20 protein-coding genes are annotated in these 18601 nt (G+C 71.1%); 8 read left to right on the top strand and 12 right to left on the bottom strand.

Going from position 1 to position 18601, the window contains the following annotated elements; translation table 11 throughout:
* Nucleotides 1–59 precede the first annotated feature (59 nt).
* From ACGFYP_RS31350 to ACGFYP_RS31335, 4 genes are all read right to left on the bottom strand, one after another.
* Nucleotides 60–611 carry a SixA phosphatase family protein gene (locus ACGFYP_RS31350; RefSeq protein WP_393500777.1) on the bottom strand — a complete coding sequence of 184 codons (552 nt, stop codon included), beginning with the start codon at nucleotides 609–611 and terminating at the stop codon, nucleotides 60–62.
* Between the two features lie 67 nt (nucleotides 612–678).
* A complete protein-coding gene (locus ACGFYP_RS31345) occupies nucleotides 679–885 on the bottom strand; it encodes a hypothetical protein (protein ID WP_393500774.1) in 207 nt (68 codons plus the stop codon).
* Between the two features lie 181 nt (nucleotides 886–1066).
* Nucleotides 1067–1183 carry an SGM_5486 family transporter-associated protein gene (locus ACGFYP_RS31340; RefSeq protein ID WP_261992078.1) on the bottom strand — a complete coding sequence of 39 codons (117 nt, stop codon included), beginning with the start codon at nucleotides 1181–1183 and terminating at the stop codon, nucleotides 1067–1069.
* 17 nt (nucleotides 1184–1200) lie between these two features.
* Nucleotides 1201–2556, bottom strand: a complete 1356-nt coding sequence (locus ACGFYP_RS31335) for a CynX/NimT family MFS transporter (RefSeq protein WP_393500770.1) — start codon at nucleotides 2554–2556, stop codon at nucleotides 1201–1203.
* A 73-nt stretch (nucleotides 2557–2629) separates the two neighbouring features.
* Here ACGFYP_RS31335 and ACGFYP_RS31330 point away from each other — a divergent pair, with 73 nt between their 5' ends.
* Entirely contained in the window at nucleotides 2630–3337 is a 708-nt protein-coding gene (locus ACGFYP_RS31330; protein WP_393500767.1) for a FadR/GntR family transcriptional regulator, read from the top strand.
* Here the strand turns inward: ACGFYP_RS31330 and ACGFYP_RS31325 are convergent.
* The 3 genes from ACGFYP_RS31325 to fabG all read right to left on the bottom strand — a co-directional run bounded on the left by ACGFYP_RS31325 (nucleotide 3288) and on the right by fabG (nucleotide 5333).
* Nucleotides 3288–3686: a hypothetical protein gene (locus ACGFYP_RS31325; RefSeq protein ID WP_393500764.1), complete on the bottom strand. Its 399-nt coding sequence runs from the start codon at nucleotides 3684–3686 to the stop codon at nucleotides 3288–3290. The two genes, ACGFYP_RS31330 and ACGFYP_RS31325, sit on opposite strands and share 50 nt — an antisense overlap.
* 163 nt (nucleotides 3687–3849) lie before the next feature.
* Nucleotides 3850–4626: an enoyl-ACP reductase FabI gene (gene fabI, locus ACGFYP_RS31320; RefSeq protein WP_361969500.1), complete on the bottom strand. Its 777-nt coding sequence runs from the start codon at nucleotides 4624–4626 to the stop codon at nucleotides 3850–3852.
* Nucleotides 4627–4628: 2 nt separating this feature from the next.
* Complete coding sequence (gene fabG, locus ACGFYP_RS31315; protein WP_393500760.1) at nucleotides 4629–5333, bottom strand: 3-oxoacyl-[acyl-carrier-protein] reductase; 705 nt, start codon at nucleotides 5331–5333, stop codon at nucleotides 4629–4631.
* Nucleotides 5334–5545: 212 nt separating this feature from the next.
* Here fabG and ACGFYP_RS31310 point away from each other — a divergent pair, with 212 nt between their 5' ends.
* The 3 genes from ACGFYP_RS31310 to tyrS are packed head-to-tail and all read left to right on the top strand — an operon-like array spanning nucleotide 5546 to nucleotide 9780.
* Nucleotides 5546–7057, top strand: a complete 1512-nt coding sequence (locus tag ACGFYP_RS31310; RefSeq protein ID WP_393500825.1) for a TldD/PmbA family protein — start codon at nucleotides 5546–5548, stop codon at nucleotides 7055–7057.
* Complete coding sequence (locus ACGFYP_RS31305) at nucleotides 7054–8448, top strand: metallopeptidase TldD-related protein (protein WP_393500757.1); 1395 nt, start codon at nucleotides 7054–7056, stop codon at nucleotides 8446–8448. Before ACGFYP_RS31310 ends, ACGFYP_RS31305 begins: the two co-directional genes overlap by 4 nt.
* 54 nt (nucleotides 8449–8502) lie before the next feature.
* The gene (tyrS, locus tag ACGFYP_RS31300) at nucleotides 8503–9780 is read left to right on the top strand and encodes a tyrosine--tRNA ligase (protein ID WP_361969488.1); all 1278 of its coding nucleotides are present in this window, start codon (nucleotides 8503–8505) and stop codon (nucleotides 9778–9780) included.
* Between the two features lie 113 nt (nucleotides 9781–9893).
* Here tyrS and ACGFYP_RS31295 read toward each other — a convergent pair whose 3' ends face one another.
* Complete coding sequence (locus tag ACGFYP_RS31295) at nucleotides 9894–10169, bottom strand: GlsB/YeaQ/YmgE family stress response membrane protein (protein ID WP_361969571.1); 276 nt, start codon at nucleotides 10167–10169, stop codon at nucleotides 9894–9896.
* A 180-nt stretch (nucleotides 10170–10349) separates the two neighbouring features.
* On the opposite strand from ACGFYP_RS31295, the gene ACGFYP_RS31290 reads away from it, so the two are divergent.
* Both ACGFYP_RS31290 and ACGFYP_RS31285 read left to right on the top strand, forming a co-directional pair.
* Nucleotides 10350–10694: a DUF3099 domain-containing protein gene (locus ACGFYP_RS31290; RefSeq protein WP_361969485.1), complete on the top strand. Its 345-nt coding sequence runs from the start codon at nucleotides 10350–10352 to the stop codon at nucleotides 10692–10694.
* A gap of 181 nt (nucleotides 10695–10875) precedes the next feature.
* Entirely contained in the window at nucleotides 10876–11109 is a 234-nt protein-coding gene (locus ACGFYP_RS31285) for a hypothetical protein (protein WP_393500753.1), read from the top strand.
* Between the two features lie 72 nt (nucleotides 11110–11181).
* Here ACGFYP_RS31285 and moaA read toward each other — a convergent pair whose 3' ends face one another.
* From moaA to ACGFYP_RS31270, 3 genes are all read right to left on the bottom strand, one after another.
* Complete coding sequence (moaA, locus tag ACGFYP_RS31280; protein WP_393500750.1) at nucleotides 11182–12171, bottom strand: GTP 3',8-cyclase MoaA; 990 nt, start codon at nucleotides 12169–12171, stop codon at nucleotides 11182–11184.
* Nucleotides 12172–12333: 162 nt separating this feature from the next.
* Complete coding sequence (locus tag ACGFYP_RS31275; RefSeq protein ID WP_393500747.1) at nucleotides 12334–13962, bottom strand: cation acetate symporter; 1629 nt, start codon at nucleotides 13960–13962, stop codon at nucleotides 12334–12336.
* Entirely contained in the window at nucleotides 13959–14330 is a 372-nt protein-coding gene (locus ACGFYP_RS31270; RefSeq protein WP_361958747.1) for a DUF485 domain-containing protein, read from the bottom strand. The genes ACGFYP_RS31275 and ACGFYP_RS31270 overlap by 4 nt, the downstream gene beginning before the upstream one ends.
* Before the next feature lie 283 nt (nucleotides 14331–14613).
* Here ACGFYP_RS31270 and ACGFYP_RS31265 point away from each other — a divergent pair, with 283 nt between their 5' ends.
* The gene (locus tag ACGFYP_RS31265) at nucleotides 14614–16155 is read left to right on the top strand and encodes a S8 family serine peptidase (RefSeq protein WP_393500744.1); all 1542 of its coding nucleotides are present in this window, start codon (nucleotides 14614–14616) and stop codon (nucleotides 16153–16155) included.
* Between the two features lie 89 nt (nucleotides 16156–16244).
* Entirely contained in the window at nucleotides 16245–17567 is a 1323-nt protein-coding gene (locus tag ACGFYP_RS31260) for a CoA transferase (RefSeq protein WP_393500741.1), read from the top strand.
* Here the strand turns inward: ACGFYP_RS31260 and ACGFYP_RS31255 are convergent.
* Complete coding sequence (locus ACGFYP_RS31255) at nucleotides 17557–18600, bottom strand: zinc-dependent alcohol dehydrogenase family protein (RefSeq protein ID WP_361958738.1); 1044 nt, start codon at nucleotides 18598–18600, stop codon at nucleotides 17557–17559. The genes ACGFYP_RS31260 and ACGFYP_RS31255 overlap by 11 nt on opposite strands.
* Nucleotide 18601 lies beyond the last annotated feature (1 nt).

The following is an 18601-nucleotide window of genomic DNA, read 5'->3' as shown; positions in this document are numbered from 1 at the left end:
CGGTCGCCGAGGGGTGACCGGGCCTTGTGCCGTCCGCGAAGGTTCAGCCGATCGAAGGATCAGCTGTGCGGTGCCCAGTAGTCGACGAGGGTGCCCACGCCGTGCTCCACGGACTTCCAGGAGCCGTCGAAGGAGAGGACGGAGAAGGCCGCGGTCGGGAAGCCGCCCCGGTTCATCCGGGCCAGCGCGTCGCCCTCGGCCGAGCCCGCGAGGGCGTCGGAGAGCGCGTGCATGCCGGGGTTGTGGCCGATGACGACGACGGACCGCACCTCGTCGGGGACCTCGTTGATCAGGGCGATCAGCTCGCCGAGCGAGGCGTCGTACAGCCGCTCCTCGTACACGGTCCTGGGGCGGTGCGGCAGCTCGTGCACGGCCAGCTTCCAGGTCTCGCGGGTCCTGGCCGCGGTCGAGCAGAGGGCCAGGTCGAAGGCGATCCCGGTGTCGGCGAGCTTGCGGCCGGCCACGGGGGCGTCCGTGCGGCCGCGCTCGGCGAGCGGTCGCTCGTGGTCGGAGACCTGGGGCCAGTCGGCCTTGGCATGCCGGAGCAGCACGATCTTGCGGGGTTCCAGGGGGCCGGGGGGTGTCCCCCCGGAAGTCGCTGCGACGCTCATGGGCTCCAGCTTCCCATGAAACGGGCTGCCGGGCGCAGGGTGTTGGGTCGGCCGCGGGCGGGTGGGGTCAGTGGGGCAGCGTCTGCTGGATCTGCTCCAGGAGACGGCCGACCGTGGGGTCGCCGGCGGTGGCCGGGGCGCCGTCCGGTCCCGCTATGAGCAGGAAGAGTGCGACGAACGCGGCGACGGGCAGGACGAGCGCCCACCAGGGCAGCCGGGTGTCGACGCCGCCGAAGGACGGGGACGGGGTCCGGGTGTGCGTGCGGGCCGACATGGCCGCCTCCGTGGGTCGGGACGACGTCCGCAGCGGGTGACTGCGGCGATGTCTCCACGCTACGGAGCGGCAGGCGCCCGGCCCATCCGGTGATCCACCTACTTCACCCTGACACTCACCCCCTAGGGGATGGAGGGGTTAACCCCACCACGCGTGCCGGGTCAGGGTGAAGGGGTCGGGCTCACGGTGAGGCGATGGTGGCGATGACGGCGATCACGACCGAGATTCCGAGCATCGCGCCGAGCACGAGCAGGAGCTTCTTCTGGCCGTTCTGGGGGTTCGGGTCGAGCACTGGCATGGGGACAGTCTCGCATCTCAGCATTCGTCTTCGACGGTCCGGGCCCGTCCGGCGAGGGTGCCGATGATCATCTGCGGGATCATCAGTCCGGCCATCAGCGCGATGGGCAGGCCCCAGCCGCCGCTGTGCTGGTACAGGACGCCGACCAGGAGTGGTCCTGGGATGGAGATGAGGTAGCCGACGCTCTGCGCGAAGGCGGAGAGCCGGACGACACCGGCGCCGGTGCGGGAGCGCAGCCCGATCATGGTGAGCGCCAGCGGGAAGGCGCAGTTGGAGACGCCGAGGAGCAGCGCCCAGCCCCAGGCTCCCGCCGCCGGGGCGAAGTAGAGGCCGCTGTAGCCGACGAGGCCGCACAGGCCCAGGGCGACGACGATCGGGCCCTGGGTCTTGAGGCGGGTCGCGAGGCCGGGGATGACGAAGGCGAGCGGGACGCCCATGACCATCGTGACGGCGAGCAGCACACCGGCCGTGCCGGCGGGGACTCCGGCGTCGCGGAAGATCTGCGGCATCCAGCCCATGGTGATGTACGCGCCGGTGGCCTGGAGGCCGAAGAAGGCGCCGAGGGCCCACGCGGTGCGGCTGCGGGTGATCCGGAGCGGGGCGCTCGCGGAGGCGCTCCCCGCCGCGCTCCCGGAGCCCGGGTCCGTGGTCCCCTGGCCCGTGGTCCCCGTGCCCGTGGTCTCCGCGGCCCGGGCGGTCCTCGCCGACGTCGCCCGGTCGCGTACGAGCGGGATCCAGGGCAGGACCGCGAGGGCGGCGAGGACCGCCCAGACGCCGAGCCCGGTGCGCCAACTGCCGCCCAGCGCCTCGGTCATGGGCACGGTCGCGGCGGCGGCCAGGGAGGTGCCGAGGGCGAGCGCCATCGAGTAGAGCCCGGTCATGGTGCCGACGCGGTCGGGGAAGTACCGCTTGACGATGACGGGCATCAGGACGTTGCTGACGGCGATGCCCATGAGGGCGAGGGCGCTGGCGGCGAGGAAGCCGACGGTGCCGGAGGCGAAGGGGCGGACCGCGAGGCCCGCGAAGATCGCTGCCATGCCGGCGCAGACGACGGCGGCAGGGCCGAAGCGGCGGGCGAGGCGGGGTGCGGTGATGCCGAAGATCGCGAAGCAGAGCGGGGGGACGGAGGTGAGGACGCCGGCGACGCTGCCGCTCATGTGGAGCCCGTCGCGGACCTCTTCGAGGAGGGCGCCGAGGCTGGTGATGGCGGGGCGGAGGTTGATGGCGGCGAGGACGATGCCGATGACGACGAGCCGGGTCACCCAGAGGGCGGGCCGGTCCTGTGCGGGAGAATCCGCGGTGGTGGCCGTGCTGGGGGCGGGCGTACGGGCCGGTGGTACGGCGGTCGTGAGGGTCTTCGGCTCGTCAGGCATGACGCCATCATAGAATCATGGGATGATTGGTTGTCCAATCCGGAACCAATCGGGAACGAATGGAAGGTGCTCCATGGCGCTCGGCTCTCCCCGGCGTTCCGGGCTCTCCGATCAGGTGATCACCGAGCTGCGGAATCAGATCACCTCCGGTGAATGGCCGGTCGGGTCCCGGATCCCGACCGAACCGGAGCTGGTCGAGCAGCTGGGTGTGGCCCGCAACACCGTCCGCGAGGCGGTGCGGGCGCTCGCGCACAACGGGCTGCTCGACATCCGGCAGGGTTCGGGAACGTACGTGGTCGCGACGAGCGAGCTGGCCGGGGTCATGCACCGCCGGTTCGCCGACTCCGACCCCCGGCACATCGCGGAGCTGCGCTCCACGCTGGAGTCCTCGGCGGCGCGGCTCGCGGCGCACCGGCGCACCGACCGCGACCTGAAGCAGCTGGACGCCCTGCTCGCGGGCCGCGAGGAGGCCTGGACCTCGGGCGACGCCGAGCGGTTCGTGATGGCGGACGGCGCCTTCCACCACGCCGTGGTGGTCGCCTCGCACAACGAGGTGCTGACCGAGCTCTACGCCGACCTCGGCCACGTCCTGCGGCAGTGGCTGCGCGACGACGTGGGCCAGGAGCTGCGGCCCGAGCACCACATGGACCACGCGCGCCTGGTGGAGGCGATCAGGGCCGGGGACGCGGAGACGGCGGAGGCGGAGGCGGCGGGCTATCCGTTCATGTGCGTCAGGGACCTGGGGCCGGTGACGGGGGCCGCTCGACCGGTTGGTGCGTGAGCCAGGCCGACCGGACCTCCTTCCAACAGCGGCCGGTGAGCCGGGCGTAGGCGGTCGGGCCGACGTCGACGGGCGCGCTGTCGGTGTCCACGTCCCACCAGCGTTCGCACTCGACGTGCAGCCGGACGCGGTCGGTGGTCGGGTACGGGTTCTGGCAGTGCGCGGTGACGCGGGAGCCCTCGACGACCGTCCGGCAGGAGGCCCCGAAGTCCTCGGCCTCCTGGGCCACCGGCGCCGGGACGTCCTCCGTCGGGGCGGGGGCGGCACGGACCTCGGCGGCGACGGCGAGCCCGGCGAGGAGTGCGGCGGCCGAGGCGAGAGCGGCGGCCCTGCGGTGCGGCACGCGCATGCCCGTACCTCCTCCCCATCAGTAGCCGGATGTCACGCTCTGACCCAGTTTGGGGCGGGTGGCCGGAGTTTTCGACTCGGGCGCGGGTCCCGCGGTACGACGAAGGCCGGGCGCCCCCTGAGAGGGGCGACCCGGCCTTTCGTACCGCCGTACGGGTGAGTGCTCAGGCGCCGATCGCGTGCAGACCGCCGTCGACGTGCACGATCTCGCCCGTGGTCTTCGGGAACCAGTCGGAGAGCAGGGCGACGACGCCCTTGCCCGCCGGCTCCGGGTCGGCGAGGTTCCACTCCAGCGGGGAACGGCTGTCCCAGACCGCGGCCAGCTCGGAGAAGCCGGGGATCGACTTCGCGGCCATCGAACCGATCGGGCCCGCCGAGATCAGGTTGCAGCGGATGTTCTGCTTGCCGAGGTCGCGCGCCATGTAGCGGTTGGTGGCTTCCAGGGCGGCCTTGGCCGGGCCCATCCAGTCGTACTGCGGCCAGGCGAACTGCGCGTCGAAGGTGAGGCCGACGACCGAACCGCCCTCGTTCATCAGCGGCAGCAGCGCCATCGTCAGGGACTTCAGCGAGAAGGCCGAGACGTGCATGGCGGTGGCGACGGACTCGAACGGCGTGTTGAGGAAGTTGCCGCCGAGCGCGTCCTGCGGGGCGAAACCGATCGAGTGGACGATGCCGTCGAGACGGTCACCGAGCTGCTCGCGGACCTGACCCTCGAGACGCGCGAGGTGCTCGTCGTTGGAGACGTCGAGCTCCAGGACCTTGACCTTGTCGGGCTCGGGCAGCTTCTTGGCGATGCGCTCGGTCAGCGTGGGCCGCGGCCAGGCGGTGAGGATGATCTCCGCGCCCTGCTCCTGGGCCAGCTTCGCGGTGTGGAAGGCGATGGAGGACTCCATCAGCACACCCGTGATCAGGATGCGCTTGCCCTCGAGAATTCCGCTCATGGTCAGTGACCCATGCCCAATCCGCCGTCAACCGGGATGACGGCTCCAGTGATGTACGAGGCGTCGTCCGAGGCGAGGAACTTCACCGCGGCGGCGATCTCCTCGGGCTGCGCGTAGCGGCCCAGCGGCACCTGGGACACGATGCCCGCGCGCTGCTCCTCGGTCAGAACCGCGGTCATGTCGGTGTCGACGAAACCGGGGGCGACGACATTGAACGTGATGTTGCGCGAGCCGAGCTCACGGGCCAGGGAGCGGGCGAAGCCGACCAGGCCGGCCTTCGACGCGGCGTAGTTCGCCTGCCCGGCGGAGCCGAGGAGGCCGACCACCGAGGAGATCAGGACGACGCGGCCCTTCTTGGCCCGCAGCATGCCGCGGTTGGCGCGCTTGACGACCCGGAAGGTGCCGGTCAGGTTGGTGTCGAGGACGGTGGTGAAGTCGTCCTCGCTCATGCGCATCAGGAGCTGGTCCTTGGTGACCCCGGCGTTCGCCACCAGGACCTCCACCGGACCGTGCTTCTCCTCGATCTCCTTGTACGCCTGCTCCACCTGCTCGCCGTCGGTGATGTCGCACCTGACGGCGAGGAAGCCGGTCGGCGGCTCACCGGACCGGTATGTGATCGCGACCTTGTCGCCGGCCTCGGCGAACGCGCGGGCGATGGCGAGGCCGATGCCCCGGTTGCCTCCGGTGACGAGAACCGAGCGGCTCAACGGATCACCCTTTCGATCTTTCTGGCGGTCTGGATACCGAAAACCTATCGGTCCGGCCTCGGTGACGAGGGATCGCCCCCTGACAGTGGCGTACGAATGTCACTGTCGGGTCCCTACATAAAGCTCTGGGCGTGGCGGCCCGAAGCGCGACATGATCGGGGGCGACCGGTCTCATACGACAGGAGACAGCTGTGCCATCTGGGACCCATTCCATCGACGCGGCCTTCACGGCGCTGCCGCTGCGGGCGTTGGCCGACGCCGCGCTCGCACGCGCGCGTGCCCTCGGCTCCGACCACGCGGACTTCCGGCTCGAGCGGGTGCGCAGCGCCTCGTGGCGGCTGCGGGACGCCAAGCCTTCGGGTTCCTCGGACACCACGGACCTCGGCTACGCGGTGCGGGTGGTGCACGGCGGGGCGTGGGGGTTCGCCTCCGGGGTGGATCTGACCATGGACGGGGCGGCGCGGGTCGCCTCGCAGGCCGTCGCCATGGCCAAGTTGTCGGCCAAGGTGATCGCCGCGGCCGGCTCCGACGAGAGGGTGGAGCTGGCAGAGGAGCCGGTGCACCCGGAGCGGACCTGGGTCTCCTCGTACGAGATCAACCCCTTCGACGTCCCGGACGCCGAGAAGAGCGCGCTGCTCGCCGACTGGAGCGACCGGCTGCTGCGGGCGGACGGCGTGGCGCACGTGGACGCCACGCTGATGACCGTCCAGGAGAACAAGTTCTACGCGGACACGGTGGGCACGGTCACCACCCAGCAGCGGGTCAGGCTGCACCCGCAGCTCACCGCGGTCGCCGTGGACGGGACGACGGGCGAGTTCGACTCGATGCGGACCATCGCGCCGCCGGTCGGGCGGGGCTGGGAGTACCTGTCCGGCACCGGCTGGGACTGGGACGCGGAGCTGGAGACGATCCCGGGGCTGCTCGCGGAGAAGATGCGGGCGCCGAGCGTGGAGGCGGGGACGTACGACCTGGTGGTCGACCCGTCGAACCTCTGGCTGACGATCCACGAGTCGATCGGCCACGCCACGGAGCTGGACCGGGCGCTGGGCTACGAGGCGGCGTACGCGGGGACCTCGTTCGCCACCTTCGACCAGCTGGGGAAGCTGGCGTACGGCTCGTCGATCATGAACGTGACGGGGGACCGCACCGCCGAGCACGGCCTCGCCACGATCGGGTACGACGACGAGGGCGTCGAGGCGCAGAGCTGGGACCTGGTGAAGGACGGCACGCTCGTCGGCTACCAGCTGGACCGGCGGATCGCGAAGCTGACGGGCCTCGGCCGGTCGAACGGCTGCGCGTTCGCCGACTCCCCCGGGCACGTCCCGGTGCAGCGGATGGCGAACGTCTCGCTCCAGCCCGACCCGGGCGGCCTCTCCACGGAGGATCTGATCGGCGGCGTGGAGCGCGGGATCTACGTGGTCGGCGACCGCTCGTGGTCGATCGACATGCAGCGCTACAACTTCCAGTTCACCGGGCAGCGCTTCTTCCGCATCGAGAACGGCCGGCTGGCCGGGCAGCTGCGGGACGTCGCGTACCAGGCGACGACGACCGACTTCTGGGGCTCGATGGAGAAGGTCGGCGGCCCGCAGACGTACGTCCTCGGCGGCGCGTTCAACTGCGGCAAGGCCCAGCCGGGCCAGGTCGCCGCGGTCTCCCACGGCTGCCCGTCCGCCCTGTTCCGGGGCGTCAACATCTTGAACACCACGCAGGAGGCCGGTCGATGAGCTCCCGTTCCACCAAGCCGTACGAAATCGTCGAGCGGGCGCTCGAACTGTCCCGGGCGGACGGCTGTGTCGTCATCGCGGACGAGGAGTCCTCCGCGAACCTGCGCTGGGCGGGCAACGCGCTCACGACGAACGGGGTCACCCGGGGCCGTACGCTCACCGTCGTCGCCACCGTCGACGGCGCCCAGGGCACCGCGTCGGGGGTCGTGTCCCGCTCGGCGGTGACCGCCGATGACCTGGAGCCCCTGGTGCGCGCCGCGGAGGCCGCCGCCCGGGCCGCAGGGCCCGCCGAGGACGCGCAGCCGCTGATCGAAGGCGTGGACGCCTCCCCGGACTTCACCGACGCGCCGGCCGAGACCGGCTCCGCAGTCTTCACCGACTTCGCGCCCGCGCTCGGCGAGGCCTTCGCCCGCGCCCGGGCGGGCGGCCGCGAGCTGTACGGCTTCGCCCACCACGAGCTGACCTCGACCTACCTCGGTACGTCGACGGGGCTGCGGCTCCGGCACGACCAGCCCAACGGCACGCTGGAGCTCAACGCCAAGTCCCCGGACCGCTCGCGGTCCGCGTGGGCCGGGCGCTCCACGCGGGACTTCAAGGACGTCGACCCGGCGGCGCTCGACGCCGACCTGGCGAAGCGGCTCGGCTGGGCGGAGCGCAGGATCGAGCTGCCGGCCGGGCGGTACGAGACGCTGCTGCCGCCGACCGCGGTGGCCGATCTGCTGATCTACCAGCTGTGGTCCTCGGCGGCGCGGGACGCGGTGGAGGGCCGGACGGTCTTCTCGAAGCCGGGCGGCGGGACGCGCCTGGGCGAGACGCTCTCCCCGCTGCCGCTGACGCTGCGCAGCGACCCGAACGAGCCGGGGCTCGAATCGGCGCCGTTCGTGATCGCGCACGCCTCGGGCGACGACTCCTCCGTCTTCGACAACGGTCTGCCGCTCGCCCGGACCGACTGGGTACGGGAGGGCAGGCTGGAGCACCTCATCACCACCCGGCACACGGCGGGGCTCACGCGCCTGCCCGTGGCGCCCGGCGCGGGGAACCTGATCCTGGAGGGCGGCGGTGAGCAGTCCCTGGAGGACATGGTCGCCGCCACCGAGCGCGGGCTGCTGCTCACCTGCCTCTGGTACATCCGCGAGGTCGACCCGGCGACGCTGCTCCTGACCGGTCTGACCCGGGACGGTGTCTACCTCGTGGAGAACGGCGAGGTGGTGGGCGAGGTGAACAACTTCCGGTTCAACGAGTCGCCGGTGGACCTGCTGTCGCGGGCCTCGGAGGCGGGCCGGACAGAGAAGACGCTGCCGCGTGAGTGGAGCGACTGGTTCACCAGGGCGGCGATGCCGGCGATGCGGGTGCCGGACTTCAACATGAGCTCGGTCAGCAAGGGTGTCTGACCCCCATAGACTGAGTCACGGCGTGACAACCATCAACCAAGGAGACCGAGAATCGTGACGGACATCGTCGACGAGCTCAAGTGGCGCGGGCTGTTCGCCCAGTCCACCGACGAGGACGCACTGCGCAAGGCTCTCGCGGACGGTCCTGTCACGTTCTATTGCGGTTTCGACCCGACCGCGGCCAGTCTCCACGTCGGTCACCTGGTCCAGGTGCTCACCGTCCGCCGGCTCCAGCAGGCCGGTCACCGGCCGCTGGCGCTGGTCGGCGGGGCCACCGGTCAGATCGGCGACCCGCGCCCGACGGCCGAGCGCACCCTCAACGACCCCGAGACGGTCGCGAACTGGGTGAACCGGCTGCGGAGCCAGATCGAGCCCTTCCTCTCCTTCGAGGGGGAGAACGCGGCGGTCATGGTGAACAACCTGGACTGGACCGCGGGCATGTCCGCGATCGAGTTCCTGCGGGACATCGGCAAGCACTTCCGGGTCAACAAGATGCTGACCAAGGACTCCGTGGCCCGGCGCCTGGAGTCCGAGCAGGGCATCAGCTACACCGAGTTCAGCTACCAGCTGCTGCAGGGCATGGACTTCCTCGAGCTGTACCGGCGGTACGGCTGCACGCTGCAGCAGGGCGGCTCCGACCAGTGGGGCAACCTGGTGGCGGGGCTCGACCTGATCCACAAGCTGGAGCCGGGGGCGCAGGCCCACGCGCTCGCGACGCCGCTGATGGTCAAGGCGGACGGCACCAAGTTCGGCAAGACCGAGGGCGGGGCCGTCTGGCTCGACGCGGAGATGACGACGCCGTACGCGTTCTACCAGTTCTGGCTGAACGTGGACGACCGGGACATCTCCACGTACATGCGGATCCTGTCCTTCAAGTCCCGCGAGGAGCTGGAGGAGCTGGAGCAGCTCACCGCCGAGCGGCCGCAGGCGCGGACCGCGCAGCGGGCGCTTGCCGAGGAGCTGACGACGCTGGTGCACGGCGCCGATCAGTGCGCGGCCGTCATCAACGCCTCGAAGGCGCTCTTCGGGCAGGGCGACCTGGCCGAGCTGGACGAGGCCACCCTCGCGGCGGCCCTCTCCGAGCTGCCGCACGCTCGCGTGACCGAGCTCGGGCAGGTCGTGGACCTGTTCACCGAGGTCGGTCTTGCGCCGAGCAAGTCGGGCGCGCGCCGGACGGTGAAGGAGGGCGGGGCCTACGTGAACAACGTGAAGGTGACCGCCGAGGACGCCGAGGTGGCGGCGGACGAGCTGCTGCACGGCCGGTGGCTGGTGCTGCGCCGGGGCAAGAAGAACCTGGCGGCGATCGAGCTCGTGGCCGGCGCGGAGGGCTGACGCCCCCGGAGCCGGTGTGACGACACGGCGGAGGCCGGTACGGGCGTGACGCGCGTACCGGCCTCCGTGCTGTCCGGCCTCTGCGCTTGTCCGGGCCGGGCGCTACGCCGTCGTCAGGCTCGTTGCTTGTTGCCGCGGATCGCGGTCCAGAGCATGTCGCCCAGGCCCACCACGACGACCGCGCCGACGAGTTGGAGCAGGTGGCGGGTCCAGTCGATGCCCTTGGTGTCCTCGACACCGATCCAGCCCGCGGCGGCATTGCCGAGAATGCTGCCGAGAATGCCGAAAACGGTCGTCAGCCACAGCGGGATCTGCTGCTTCCCCGGAATGATCGCCTTGGCGATCAGACCGAGCACAAAGCCCACGATGATTGCCCACAACCAACTCATGCTCGCCTCCTCATGCGGCGCAATCTGCGCATGTGGGCCCAGTCTCGACCCATCCGCCATACGACGCATGTCGGACGGATCCATACGTGACCCGGCCTCCTCCGCCTCGGACGTCAGGCGTACCGTGGAGACAGGTCCGGACCGGGGAGAGTCCGGCGTCGACGCTGGTGGTGGAATGTGATGCGGAAGCATGGCGGACCCGAGGTCTTCCGAATCACCGGGGCCCGACAGGGCCTCGCCGAGGACGTGCGCGGCCGGGAGCGGCGGTACGTGATCTCGATGACGGTGCGGACGTTGTCGGTCATCGCCGCGGTCGTCCTGTGGAACGTCGAACGCCACGTGTCCATCGTGGCTCTGGTGCTGGGTGCGCTGCTCCCCTATGTCGCCGTGGTCATCGCCAACGCGGGACGGGAGCGGCCGCCGTCCCTGCCGTCGACGTTCGTACCCGGGCCGACCCGGCCCGAGCTCCCCGCGGGGGACGTCCCTGCGGAACCTCGTGCGGAACGTTCACGCGGTCAGAGTTGATCATCGCGGCGACCTAAAAGCTCAGGAAAAGCTCAGATCAATCATGAAGTTCCGGTGCACCACACCCCATCCCCCGTGACATACTTCCTACGCGCTCCGCATCCCCCGTCGGAGCGACGGACCGATGCCGGGCAGCTCCCCCCGTGGCTGCTCGGCATCGCCCTTGCTGGACAATGATCAGGTGATCAATCCGGTGAGTGACCAGACCCCGATCGAGACGCCGATCTGCTCCGCCAAGGGCTGCCGCGCCGATGCCGTGTGGGTGCTGGCCTGGAACAACCCCAAGCTGCACACGCCCGAGCGCCGCAAGACCTGGCTCGCCTGCGAGGAGCACCGCGAGCACCTCTCCCAGTTCCTGGGCGTGCGGGGCTTCCTCAAGGACGTGGTCCCGCTGAAGGAGTGGGACTCGGCCTGACCGAGTGGGGGCTCGGCCGGACCGGGTGGGAGTCAGCCGGACCGGGTGGGAGTCAGCCGGACCGGGTGGGAGTCAGCCGCCGATCGCCGACATCGGGCGCTCCGGCTGCAGGAAGCTCGGGTCGTCCAGGCCCGAGCCCGCCTTCTTGCCCCACATCGCCAGCTTCCAGATCCGGGCGATCTCTTCGTCCGGCGCGTCCGAGCGCAGCGCGGCCCGCAGGTCGGTCTCCTCGGTGGCGAAAAGACACGTGCGCACCTGACCGTCGGCGGTCAGCCGGGTCCGGTCGCAGGCCCGGCAGAACGGGCGGGTGACGGAGGCGATGACGCCCACGGTGTGCGGTCCGCCGTCCACGACCCAGCGCTCGGCGGGGGCCGAGCCGCGCTCGTCCGAGCCCTCGGGCGTCAGGGTGAAGCGGGTACGCAGGGACTCCAGGATGTCCCCGGCGGTGATCATGCCGTCGCGCTTCCAGCCGTGCTGGGCGTCCAACGGCATCTGCTCGATGAACCGCAGTTCGTAGCCGTTCTCCACGGCCCAGGCCAGCAGGTCGGGGGCCTCGTCGTCGTTGAGCCCGGGCATCAGGACCGCGTTGACCTTGACCGGGGTGAGCCCGGCGTCACGGGCGGCGGCCATGCCGTCGAGCACGTCGTGATGGCGGTCGCGGCGGGTCAGGGTCTTGAAGACGTCCGGCCGCAGGGTGTCCAGCGAGACGTTGACCCTGTCGAGGCCGGCGGCCTTCAGGGCGGCGGCCGTGCGCTTGAGTCCGATGCCGTTCGTGGTGAGGGACATCCGGGGGCGGGGCTCCAGAGCCGCGCAGCGCTCGACGATGCCGACCAGACCGGGGCGGAGCAGCGGCTCACCGCCGGTGAATCGGACCTCCGTGACACCGAGGTCGGTGACCGCGATCCGTACCAGCCGGACGATTTCGTCGTCGGTCAGCAGATCGGGCTTGGCCAGCCACTGCAGACCTTCCTCGGGCATGCAGTACGTGCACCGCAGATTGCACCGGTCGGTGAGAGAGACGCGCAGGTCAGTGGCCACACGGCCGTAGGTGTCGATGAGCACTGTGGGCCCCCTCCCTGTCGTTCGGTGATTTATACAGCGAGCCTACGCGAGACCACCGACAAGAAGCAGGGGCCGATTGGAACGAGGACCGCGTCGGCCGCGTCGTAGGACTCTACGACGCGGCCGGGGCGTGGTCACGCCAGGTGAACGGAGGGTGACGGATCAGTGCGCTCCGACACCGGTGAGGGACTTGACCTCCAGCTCCGCGTACTTGCCCTTGTCCGCCTTCTCCTTGGAGAGGAGCGAGCCGAGCCAGCCGAGCAGGAAGCCCAGCGGGATCGAGACGATGCCCGGGTTCTCCAGCGGGAACCAGTAGAAGTCCACGGTCTTGAACATCGAGGTGGGCTTGCCGGAGACGACCGGCGAGAAGAGCACCAGGACGACCGAGGAGATCAGACCGCCGTAGATCGACCAGAGCGCGCCCTGCGTGGTGAACCGCTTCCAGAACAGGCTGTAGAGGATCGTCGGCAGGTTGGCCGATGCGGCGACGGCGAAGGCGAGGGCGACCAGGCCGGCGACGTTGAGGTCGCGGGCGAGCGCGCCGAGGGCGATCGAGACGACGCCGATGAGGACGGTGGCCCAGCGGGCGGCGCGGACCTCCTCCTTCTCGGTGGCCTTGCCGCGCCGGATGACGTTGGCGTAGATGTCGTGCGCGAAGGAGGACGACGAGGCCAGGGTCAGTCCGGCGACCACCGCGAGGATGGTGGCGAAGGCGACGGCGGAGATCACGGCGAGCAGGATCGCGCCGCCGGTGGAGTCGGGGCCGCCGCCGATCTCCAGGGCCGCGAGCGGCGCGGCGGTGTTGCCCGCCTTGTTCGAGGCGATGATGTCGCTGTTCTTCAGCAGGGCGGCGGCGCCGAAGCCCAGGACGATCGTCATCAGGTAGAAGGCGCCGATGATGCCGATGGCCCAGTTGACCGACTTACGGGCGGCCTTGGCGGTCGGCACCGTGTAGAAGCGGATCAGGATGTGCGGCAGGCCGGCCGTGCCGAGGACGAGCGCGATGCCGAGCGAGAGGAAGTCCAGCTTCGAGATGCCGGTGGCCCCGTACTTGAGGCCGGGCTCCAGGAAGGCCTGGCCCTTGCCGCTGTTGGTGGCGGCCGCGCCGAGCAGGTCGGAGAGGTTGAAGTTGAACTTCAGCAGGATGAGGAAGGTGATCAGGAGCGTGCCCGCGATGAGCAGCACGGCCTTGACCATCTGCACCCAGGTGGTGCCCTTCATGCCGCCGATGGTGACGTACACGATCATCAGGATGCCGACCAGGGCGACGATGGCGACCTTGCCGCCGTCGCTGGTGATGCCGAGGAGCAGCGAGACGAGGACGCCCGCGCCGGCCATCTGCGCGAGCAGGTAGAAGATCGAGACGACGATCGTGGAGGTGCCCGCGGCGGTACGGACCGGGCGCTGGCGCATCCGGTAGGCGAGGACGTCGCCCATGGTGAACCGGCCGGAGTTGCGCAGCGGCTCGGCGACCAGGAGCAGGGCGACCAGCCAGGCGACCAGGAAGCCGATCGAGTAGAGGAAGCCGTCGTAGCCGAAGAGCGCGATGGCGCCGGCGATGCCGAGGAAGGACGCGGCGGACATGTAGTCGCCGGAGATCGCGAGGCCGTTCTGGAAGCCGGTGAACTGGCGGCCGCCGGCATAGAAGTCGGCGGCGCTCTTGGTCTGGCGGCCGGCCCAGACGGTGATGACGAGCGTGGCGACGACGAAGGCCCCGAAGAGGGTGATGATCAGCGGCCGGTGCTCGCTGGTCGCGCTGTCCGCCGCGAGGAGGAGGGTGGAGCTGTTCACGCGTCGGCCTCCATACGGGACTTGATGGCCTCGGCCTTCGGGTCGAGGCGGTCGGCCGCGTGGCGGGAGTAGAGCCAGGCGATGAGGAAGGTGGTGGCGAACTGGCCGAGGCCGAGGACGAGCGCCACGTTGATGTTGCCGAAGAGCTTGGTGCCCATGAAGCCGCCCGCGTAGTTGGAGAGCAGCACGTACAGCAGGTACCAGGCGATGAAGGCGACCGTCAGGGGGAAGGCGAAGGATCGGTACGTACGGCGCAGTTCGCCGAATTCCGCACTTTCCTGCACCTCGACGAAGGCCTCGGTCGTGGGCTGGACGGGGCCGGCGGCGGCCTCGGTGCCGTCCGGGGGCGGCGGCGCTTCGGTGACCACGGAATCTCCTTGGGGCGCGGGTGCGGTGGGCATGGACAAAGGGGCCTCACTGGGGGTGGGGTGCGGAGCTCCGACCGGAGCTCCTCCCCTGCACAACGGCACGGAGCGCACGGCGAAGCGGTTCACCGGGAGTGGTTTTCCTTCCTGGATATTCCTCTGGATCCACACCAATCCCTCCCAACTCATTGATGACGCGGGATGATCAGCGATAACTTCACTCGTCATGCACCTGCCCCTACGCAAACGGCGTACGGGCAGTACATACGGATGATGTGGAGAACCCATGGCTCATCTGGGATCGAGGCGCGGCCGAGTACTCGCTCTGCCTGCCGGTCTCGCGCTCACGGCCTCGCTCGGCTTCCTTCCGGCGGGCGCGTCCGCCGCGGAGCTCAGCGACGCCGCCGCGACGACCGCCGTCTCGACGAGCGGCCCCAAGCTGTCGTACGTCGTCAACGTCGACGGGGGCCGCTGGACGGCCGCCTCGGTGAAGAAGGCGATAGCCGCGGCCGGTGGCACGGTGGTCATGTCCTATGACCAGATAGGCGTGATAGTCGTCCACTCGCAGAACCCGGACTTCGCGAAGACGATCCGCAAGGCCCGGGGTGTGGTGTCGGCCGGTTCGACGCGCACCGCCCCGCTGTCCGTCCAGAAGGACACCTCCGTGGGCGAGGGCGGTCAGGCGCTCACCGCCGCCGAGGCCACGTCCGCGGCGGCCCGTGCCACGGACGACCAGGACGCGCTGGAGCCGCTGCAGTGGGACCTGCCCGCCATCAAGGCGGACAAGGCCCACACGAGGACCCTCGGCAGCAGCAAGGTCACGGTCGGCGTCATCGACACGGGTGTCGACGACACCCACCCGGACCTGGCGCCGAACTTCGACGCCCGCGCCTCCGCCAACTGCGTCACGGGCAAGCCGGACACCACCCCCGGCTCGTGGCGTCCGCAGGCGGGCGAGAGCGACCACGGCACGCACGTCGCCGGCACCATCGCCGCCGCCAAGAACGGCACCGGCATCACCGGTGTCGCGCCGGGCGTGAAGGTCTCGGGCATCAAGGTGTCCACGACCGACGGCTTCTTCTACACCGAGGCCGTCGTCTGCGGCTTCGTGTGGGCGGCCGAGCACGGTGTCGACATCACCAACAACAGCTACTACACGGACCCGTGGCTGTTCGCGTGCAAGAACGACGCCGACCAGAAGGCGCTGATCGAGGCCGTCACCCGTGCGACCCGCTACGCGGAGCGCAAGGGCACGGTCAACGTGGCGGCGGCCGGCAACTCCGCCATGGACCTGGCGGCGGACGAGCTCACGGACGTCACCAGCCCGAACGACACCACGCCGGTGACCCGGGTCATCGACCCGAAGGAGTGCCTGGACTACCCGGCGATGCTGCCGGGCGTGGTCACGGTCTCCGCGACGGGCGCCAAGGACCTGAAGGCCTCGTACTCCAACTACGGTGACGGCGTCATCGACATCGCGGCGCCCGGCGGCGACCGCACCGAGTACCAGACCCCGGACGCCCCGGCGGTCAACGGCCGGATCCTGTCGACCACGGTCAACGGCGGCTTCAACTACAAGGCCGGTACGTCGATGGCCTCGCCGCACGCCGCCGGTGTGCTCGCGCTGCTGAAGTCGACGCACCCGAAGGCGAGCCCGGCCGCGCTCAAGGCGATGCTGTACGCGCAGGCCGACGACCGCGCCTGCACGAACCCGTACGACATCAACGGTGACGGCACCGTCGACGCGGTCTGCGAGGGCGGCAAGAACAAGAACGGCTTCTACGGGGCCGGTCTCGTGGACGCGCTCGACGCGGTCAAGCGCCGGTAGGCAGCACCGATCGGTTCATCGAGGGGCCCTGGTGTGGTGCGTGCCACGCCGGGGCCCCTTCGCGTGGCACGGAGTGCCATCATGCGCGGATGGACAAGCTGATGGGCAACACGGTGCGTACGGGTACGGAGTTGTTGTGGTCGGCCCTGGGCGGCGATCCCGCCCTGGTCGACCGGGTGGCCTGCGGCGGTCCTTCGGGGCTGCTGCCGGCCCGGCTGCCGGTGATGGACCTGGCGCGGGCGACGGTCGCGGTCGCGGGGCTCGCGGCGGTGGAGCGGGGCGGGCTGCCGGAGCGGGTCAGGGTGGACGACGGGGCGGTCGCCACGGCCTTCGTGAGCGAGCGTCACCTCCGGGTCGACGGCCGGGCACCGGTCTCCTTCGCCCCGCTGTCCCGCTTCTGGCGGGCCTCGGACGGCTGGGTCCGTACCCACGCCAACTATCCGCACCACCGGGCGGCGCTGCTTTCCGCGCTCGGCCTCCGGGACGCGTCCGGGGAGGCCGTCGAGGCCGTGGCGGCGGCGATCGCCGAGCGGAAGGCGGTCGAGGTCGAGACGGCGGTGTACGGGGCGGGAGGCCTGGCCGTCGCCCTGCGGACGCCTGAGGAGTGGGCGGCGCACGAGCAGGGCAGGGCGGTGGCGGCGCTGCCGCTGGTGGCGCGGGAGCGGCTCGACGACGCGGCGCCCGGGCGGCGCTCGGGGCCGCTGCGGGTCCTTGACCTGACCCGGGTCCTCGCCGGTCCTGTCGCGACGCGGACGCTCGCGCTGCTCGGCGCGGACGTGCTGCGGATCGACCCGCCGGACAACCCGGAGCTCCCCGACCAGCACGCGGACACGAATGTCGGCAAGCGGACGGCCGCGCTCGACCTGGAGAGCCCCTCGGACCGGCGGACGTTCGAGGAGCTGCTCGGCGCGGCCGACGTCCTGGTCACCGGCTACCGCCCCGGCGCCCTGGACCGCTTCGACCTCCATCGCCCCGGCCTGGTGATCGCCCGGATCTCGGCCTGGGGCGACCACGGGCCGTGGGGCGAGCGGCGCGGCTTCGACAGTCTGGTGCAGGCGGCGACCGGGATCGCGGTGACCGAGGGCTCGCCGGACGAGCCGGGCGCGCTGCCCGCGCAGGCCCTGGACCACGGCACGGGCTATCTGCTGGCGGCGGCGGTGCTGCGCTCCCTGACCGAGCAGGACCGGGAGGGCGGCACCCGTCTCGTACGCCTGGCGCTCGCGCGGACGGGCCACTGGCTGACGCACGCCCTGCCCCGGTACGAGCCGGAGCGCCACCTCACGGAGACGTCCGGCCCGCTGGGCCTGCTGCGGCACGCGCTGTCGCCCGTCTCGTACGAGGGCGGCCCGACGGGCTGGTCGCGCCCGCCGGGCGTCGCGGGCGCCGACGCTCCCGAGTGGCTCAGGGCTTGACGAGGACCTTGAGGGCGGTGCGCTCGTCCATCGCCTTGTAGCCGCCGGGGACGCCGTCGAGCCCCACGGTGAGGTCGAAGACCGGGGACGGGTCGATGGTGCCGTCCAGGATGTCCGGGAGCAGTTCGGGGATGTACGCCCGGACGGGGGCGACGCCGCCGCGCAGGGCGATGTTCCGGTCGAACATGACGGAGAGGTCGAGTCCCGTACCGCTGCCGTGCGGGACGCCGACGTAGCCGATGGAGCCGCCGTCGCGGGCGATGGCGACGGCCGTGCGCATCGACTGCTCGGTGCCGACGGCCTCGATGACGGCGTGGGCGCCCTGGCCGCCGGTGAGTTCGCGGACGGCGGCCTCGGCTGCCTCGCCGCGTTCGGCGACGACGTCGGTGGCGCCGAAGGTGCGGGCGATGTCGGTACGGACGGTGTGGCGGCCGAGCGCGATGATCCGCTCGGCGCCGAGCCGCTTGGCGGCGAGGACGCCGCAGAGGCCCACGGCGCCGTCGCCGACGACCGCGACGGTGGAGCCCTTGGCGACGCCCGCGCCGAGGGCGGCGTGGTGGCCGGTGCCCATGACGTCGGAGAGGGCGAGGAGCGCGGTCAGGAGGTGGTCGTCGGAGGCGGCCTCTGCGGGCAGCTTGACGAGGGTGCCGTCGGCGAAGGGGACGCGGACGGCCTCGCCCTGGCCGCCGTCGGAGCCGACGGAGCCCCAGAAGCCGCCGCGCGGGCAGGAGGTCTGGAGGCCTTCGGCGCAGTAGTCGCAGGTGCCGTCGGACCAGACGAACGGGGCGACGACGAGGTCACCGGCGGCGAAGCCGGAGACGTCCGCGCCGGCCTCCTCGACGATCCCCAGGAACTCGTGCCCGATGCGCTGGCCGGGCTGCCGGGCCGACTCGCCCCGGTAGGCCCACAGGTCGCTGCCGCAGATGCAGGCCCGGAGCACCCGGACGACGACGTCGGTGGAGTCCTTGACGACGGCGTCGGGCACGTCCTCCACGCGCATGTCGAAGGGGGCGTGGATGGTGGTGGCGCGCATG

It is taken from the genome of Streptomyces sp. NPDC048370, from assembly GCF_043200825.1.
Lineage (GTDB): Bacteria > Actinomycetota > Actinomycetes > Streptomycetales > Streptomycetaceae > Streptomyces.
This window is presented reverse-complemented; position numbering and strand designations above follow the sequence as displayed.

Coding starts and splice junctions, on each gene's coding strand:
- ACGFYP_RS31350 (WP_393500777.1), bottom strand. CDS start 611: ATGAGCGTCGCAGCGACTTCCGGGGGGACACCCCCCGGCCCCCTGGAA.
- ACGFYP_RS31345 (WP_393500774.1), bottom strand. CDS start 885: ATGTCGGCCCGCACGCACACCCGGACCCCGTCCCCGTCCTTCGGCGGC.
- ACGFYP_RS31340 (WP_261992078.1), bottom strand. CDS start 1,183: ATGCCAGTGCTCGACCCGAACCCCCAGAACGGCCAGAAGAAGCTCCTG.
- ACGFYP_RS31335 (WP_393500770.1), bottom strand. CDS start 2,556: ATGCCTGACGAGCCGAAGACCCTCACGACCGCCGTACCACCGGCCCGT.
- ACGFYP_RS31330 (WP_393500767.1), top strand. CDS start 2,630: ATGGCGCTCGGCTCTCCCCGGCGTTCCGGGCTCTCCGATCAGGTGATC.
- ACGFYP_RS31325 (WP_393500764.1), bottom strand. CDS start 3,686: ATGCGCGTGCCGCACCGCAGGGCCGCCGCTCTCGCCTCGGCCGCCGCA.
- fabI (WP_361969500.1), bottom strand. CDS start 4,626: ATGAGCGGAATTCTCGAGGGCAAGCGCATCCTGATCACGGGTGTGCTG.
- ACGFYP_RS31305 (WP_393500757.1), top strand. CDS start 7,054: ATGAGCTCCCGTTCCACCAAGCCGTACGAAATCGTCGAGCGGGCGCTC.
- ACGFYP_RS31295 (WP_361969571.1), bottom strand. CDS start 10,169: ATGAGTTGGTTGTGGGCAATCATCGTGGGCTTTGTGCTCGGTCTGATC.
- ACGFYP_RS31290 (WP_361969485.1), top strand. CDS start 10,350: ATGCGGAAGCATGGCGGACCCGAGGTCTTCCGAATCACCGGGGCCCGA.
- ACGFYP_RS31265 (WP_393500744.1), top strand. CDS start 14,614: ATGGCTCATCTGGGATCGAGGCGCGGCCGAGTACTCGCTCTGCCTGCC.
- ACGFYP_RS31260 (WP_393500741.1), top strand. CDS start 16,245: ATGGACAAGCTGATGGGCAACACGGTGCGTACGGGTACGGAGTTGTTG.
- ACGFYP_RS31255 (WP_361958738.1), bottom strand. CDS start 18,600: ATGCGCGCCACCACCATCCACGCCCCCTTCGACATGCGCGTGGAGGAC.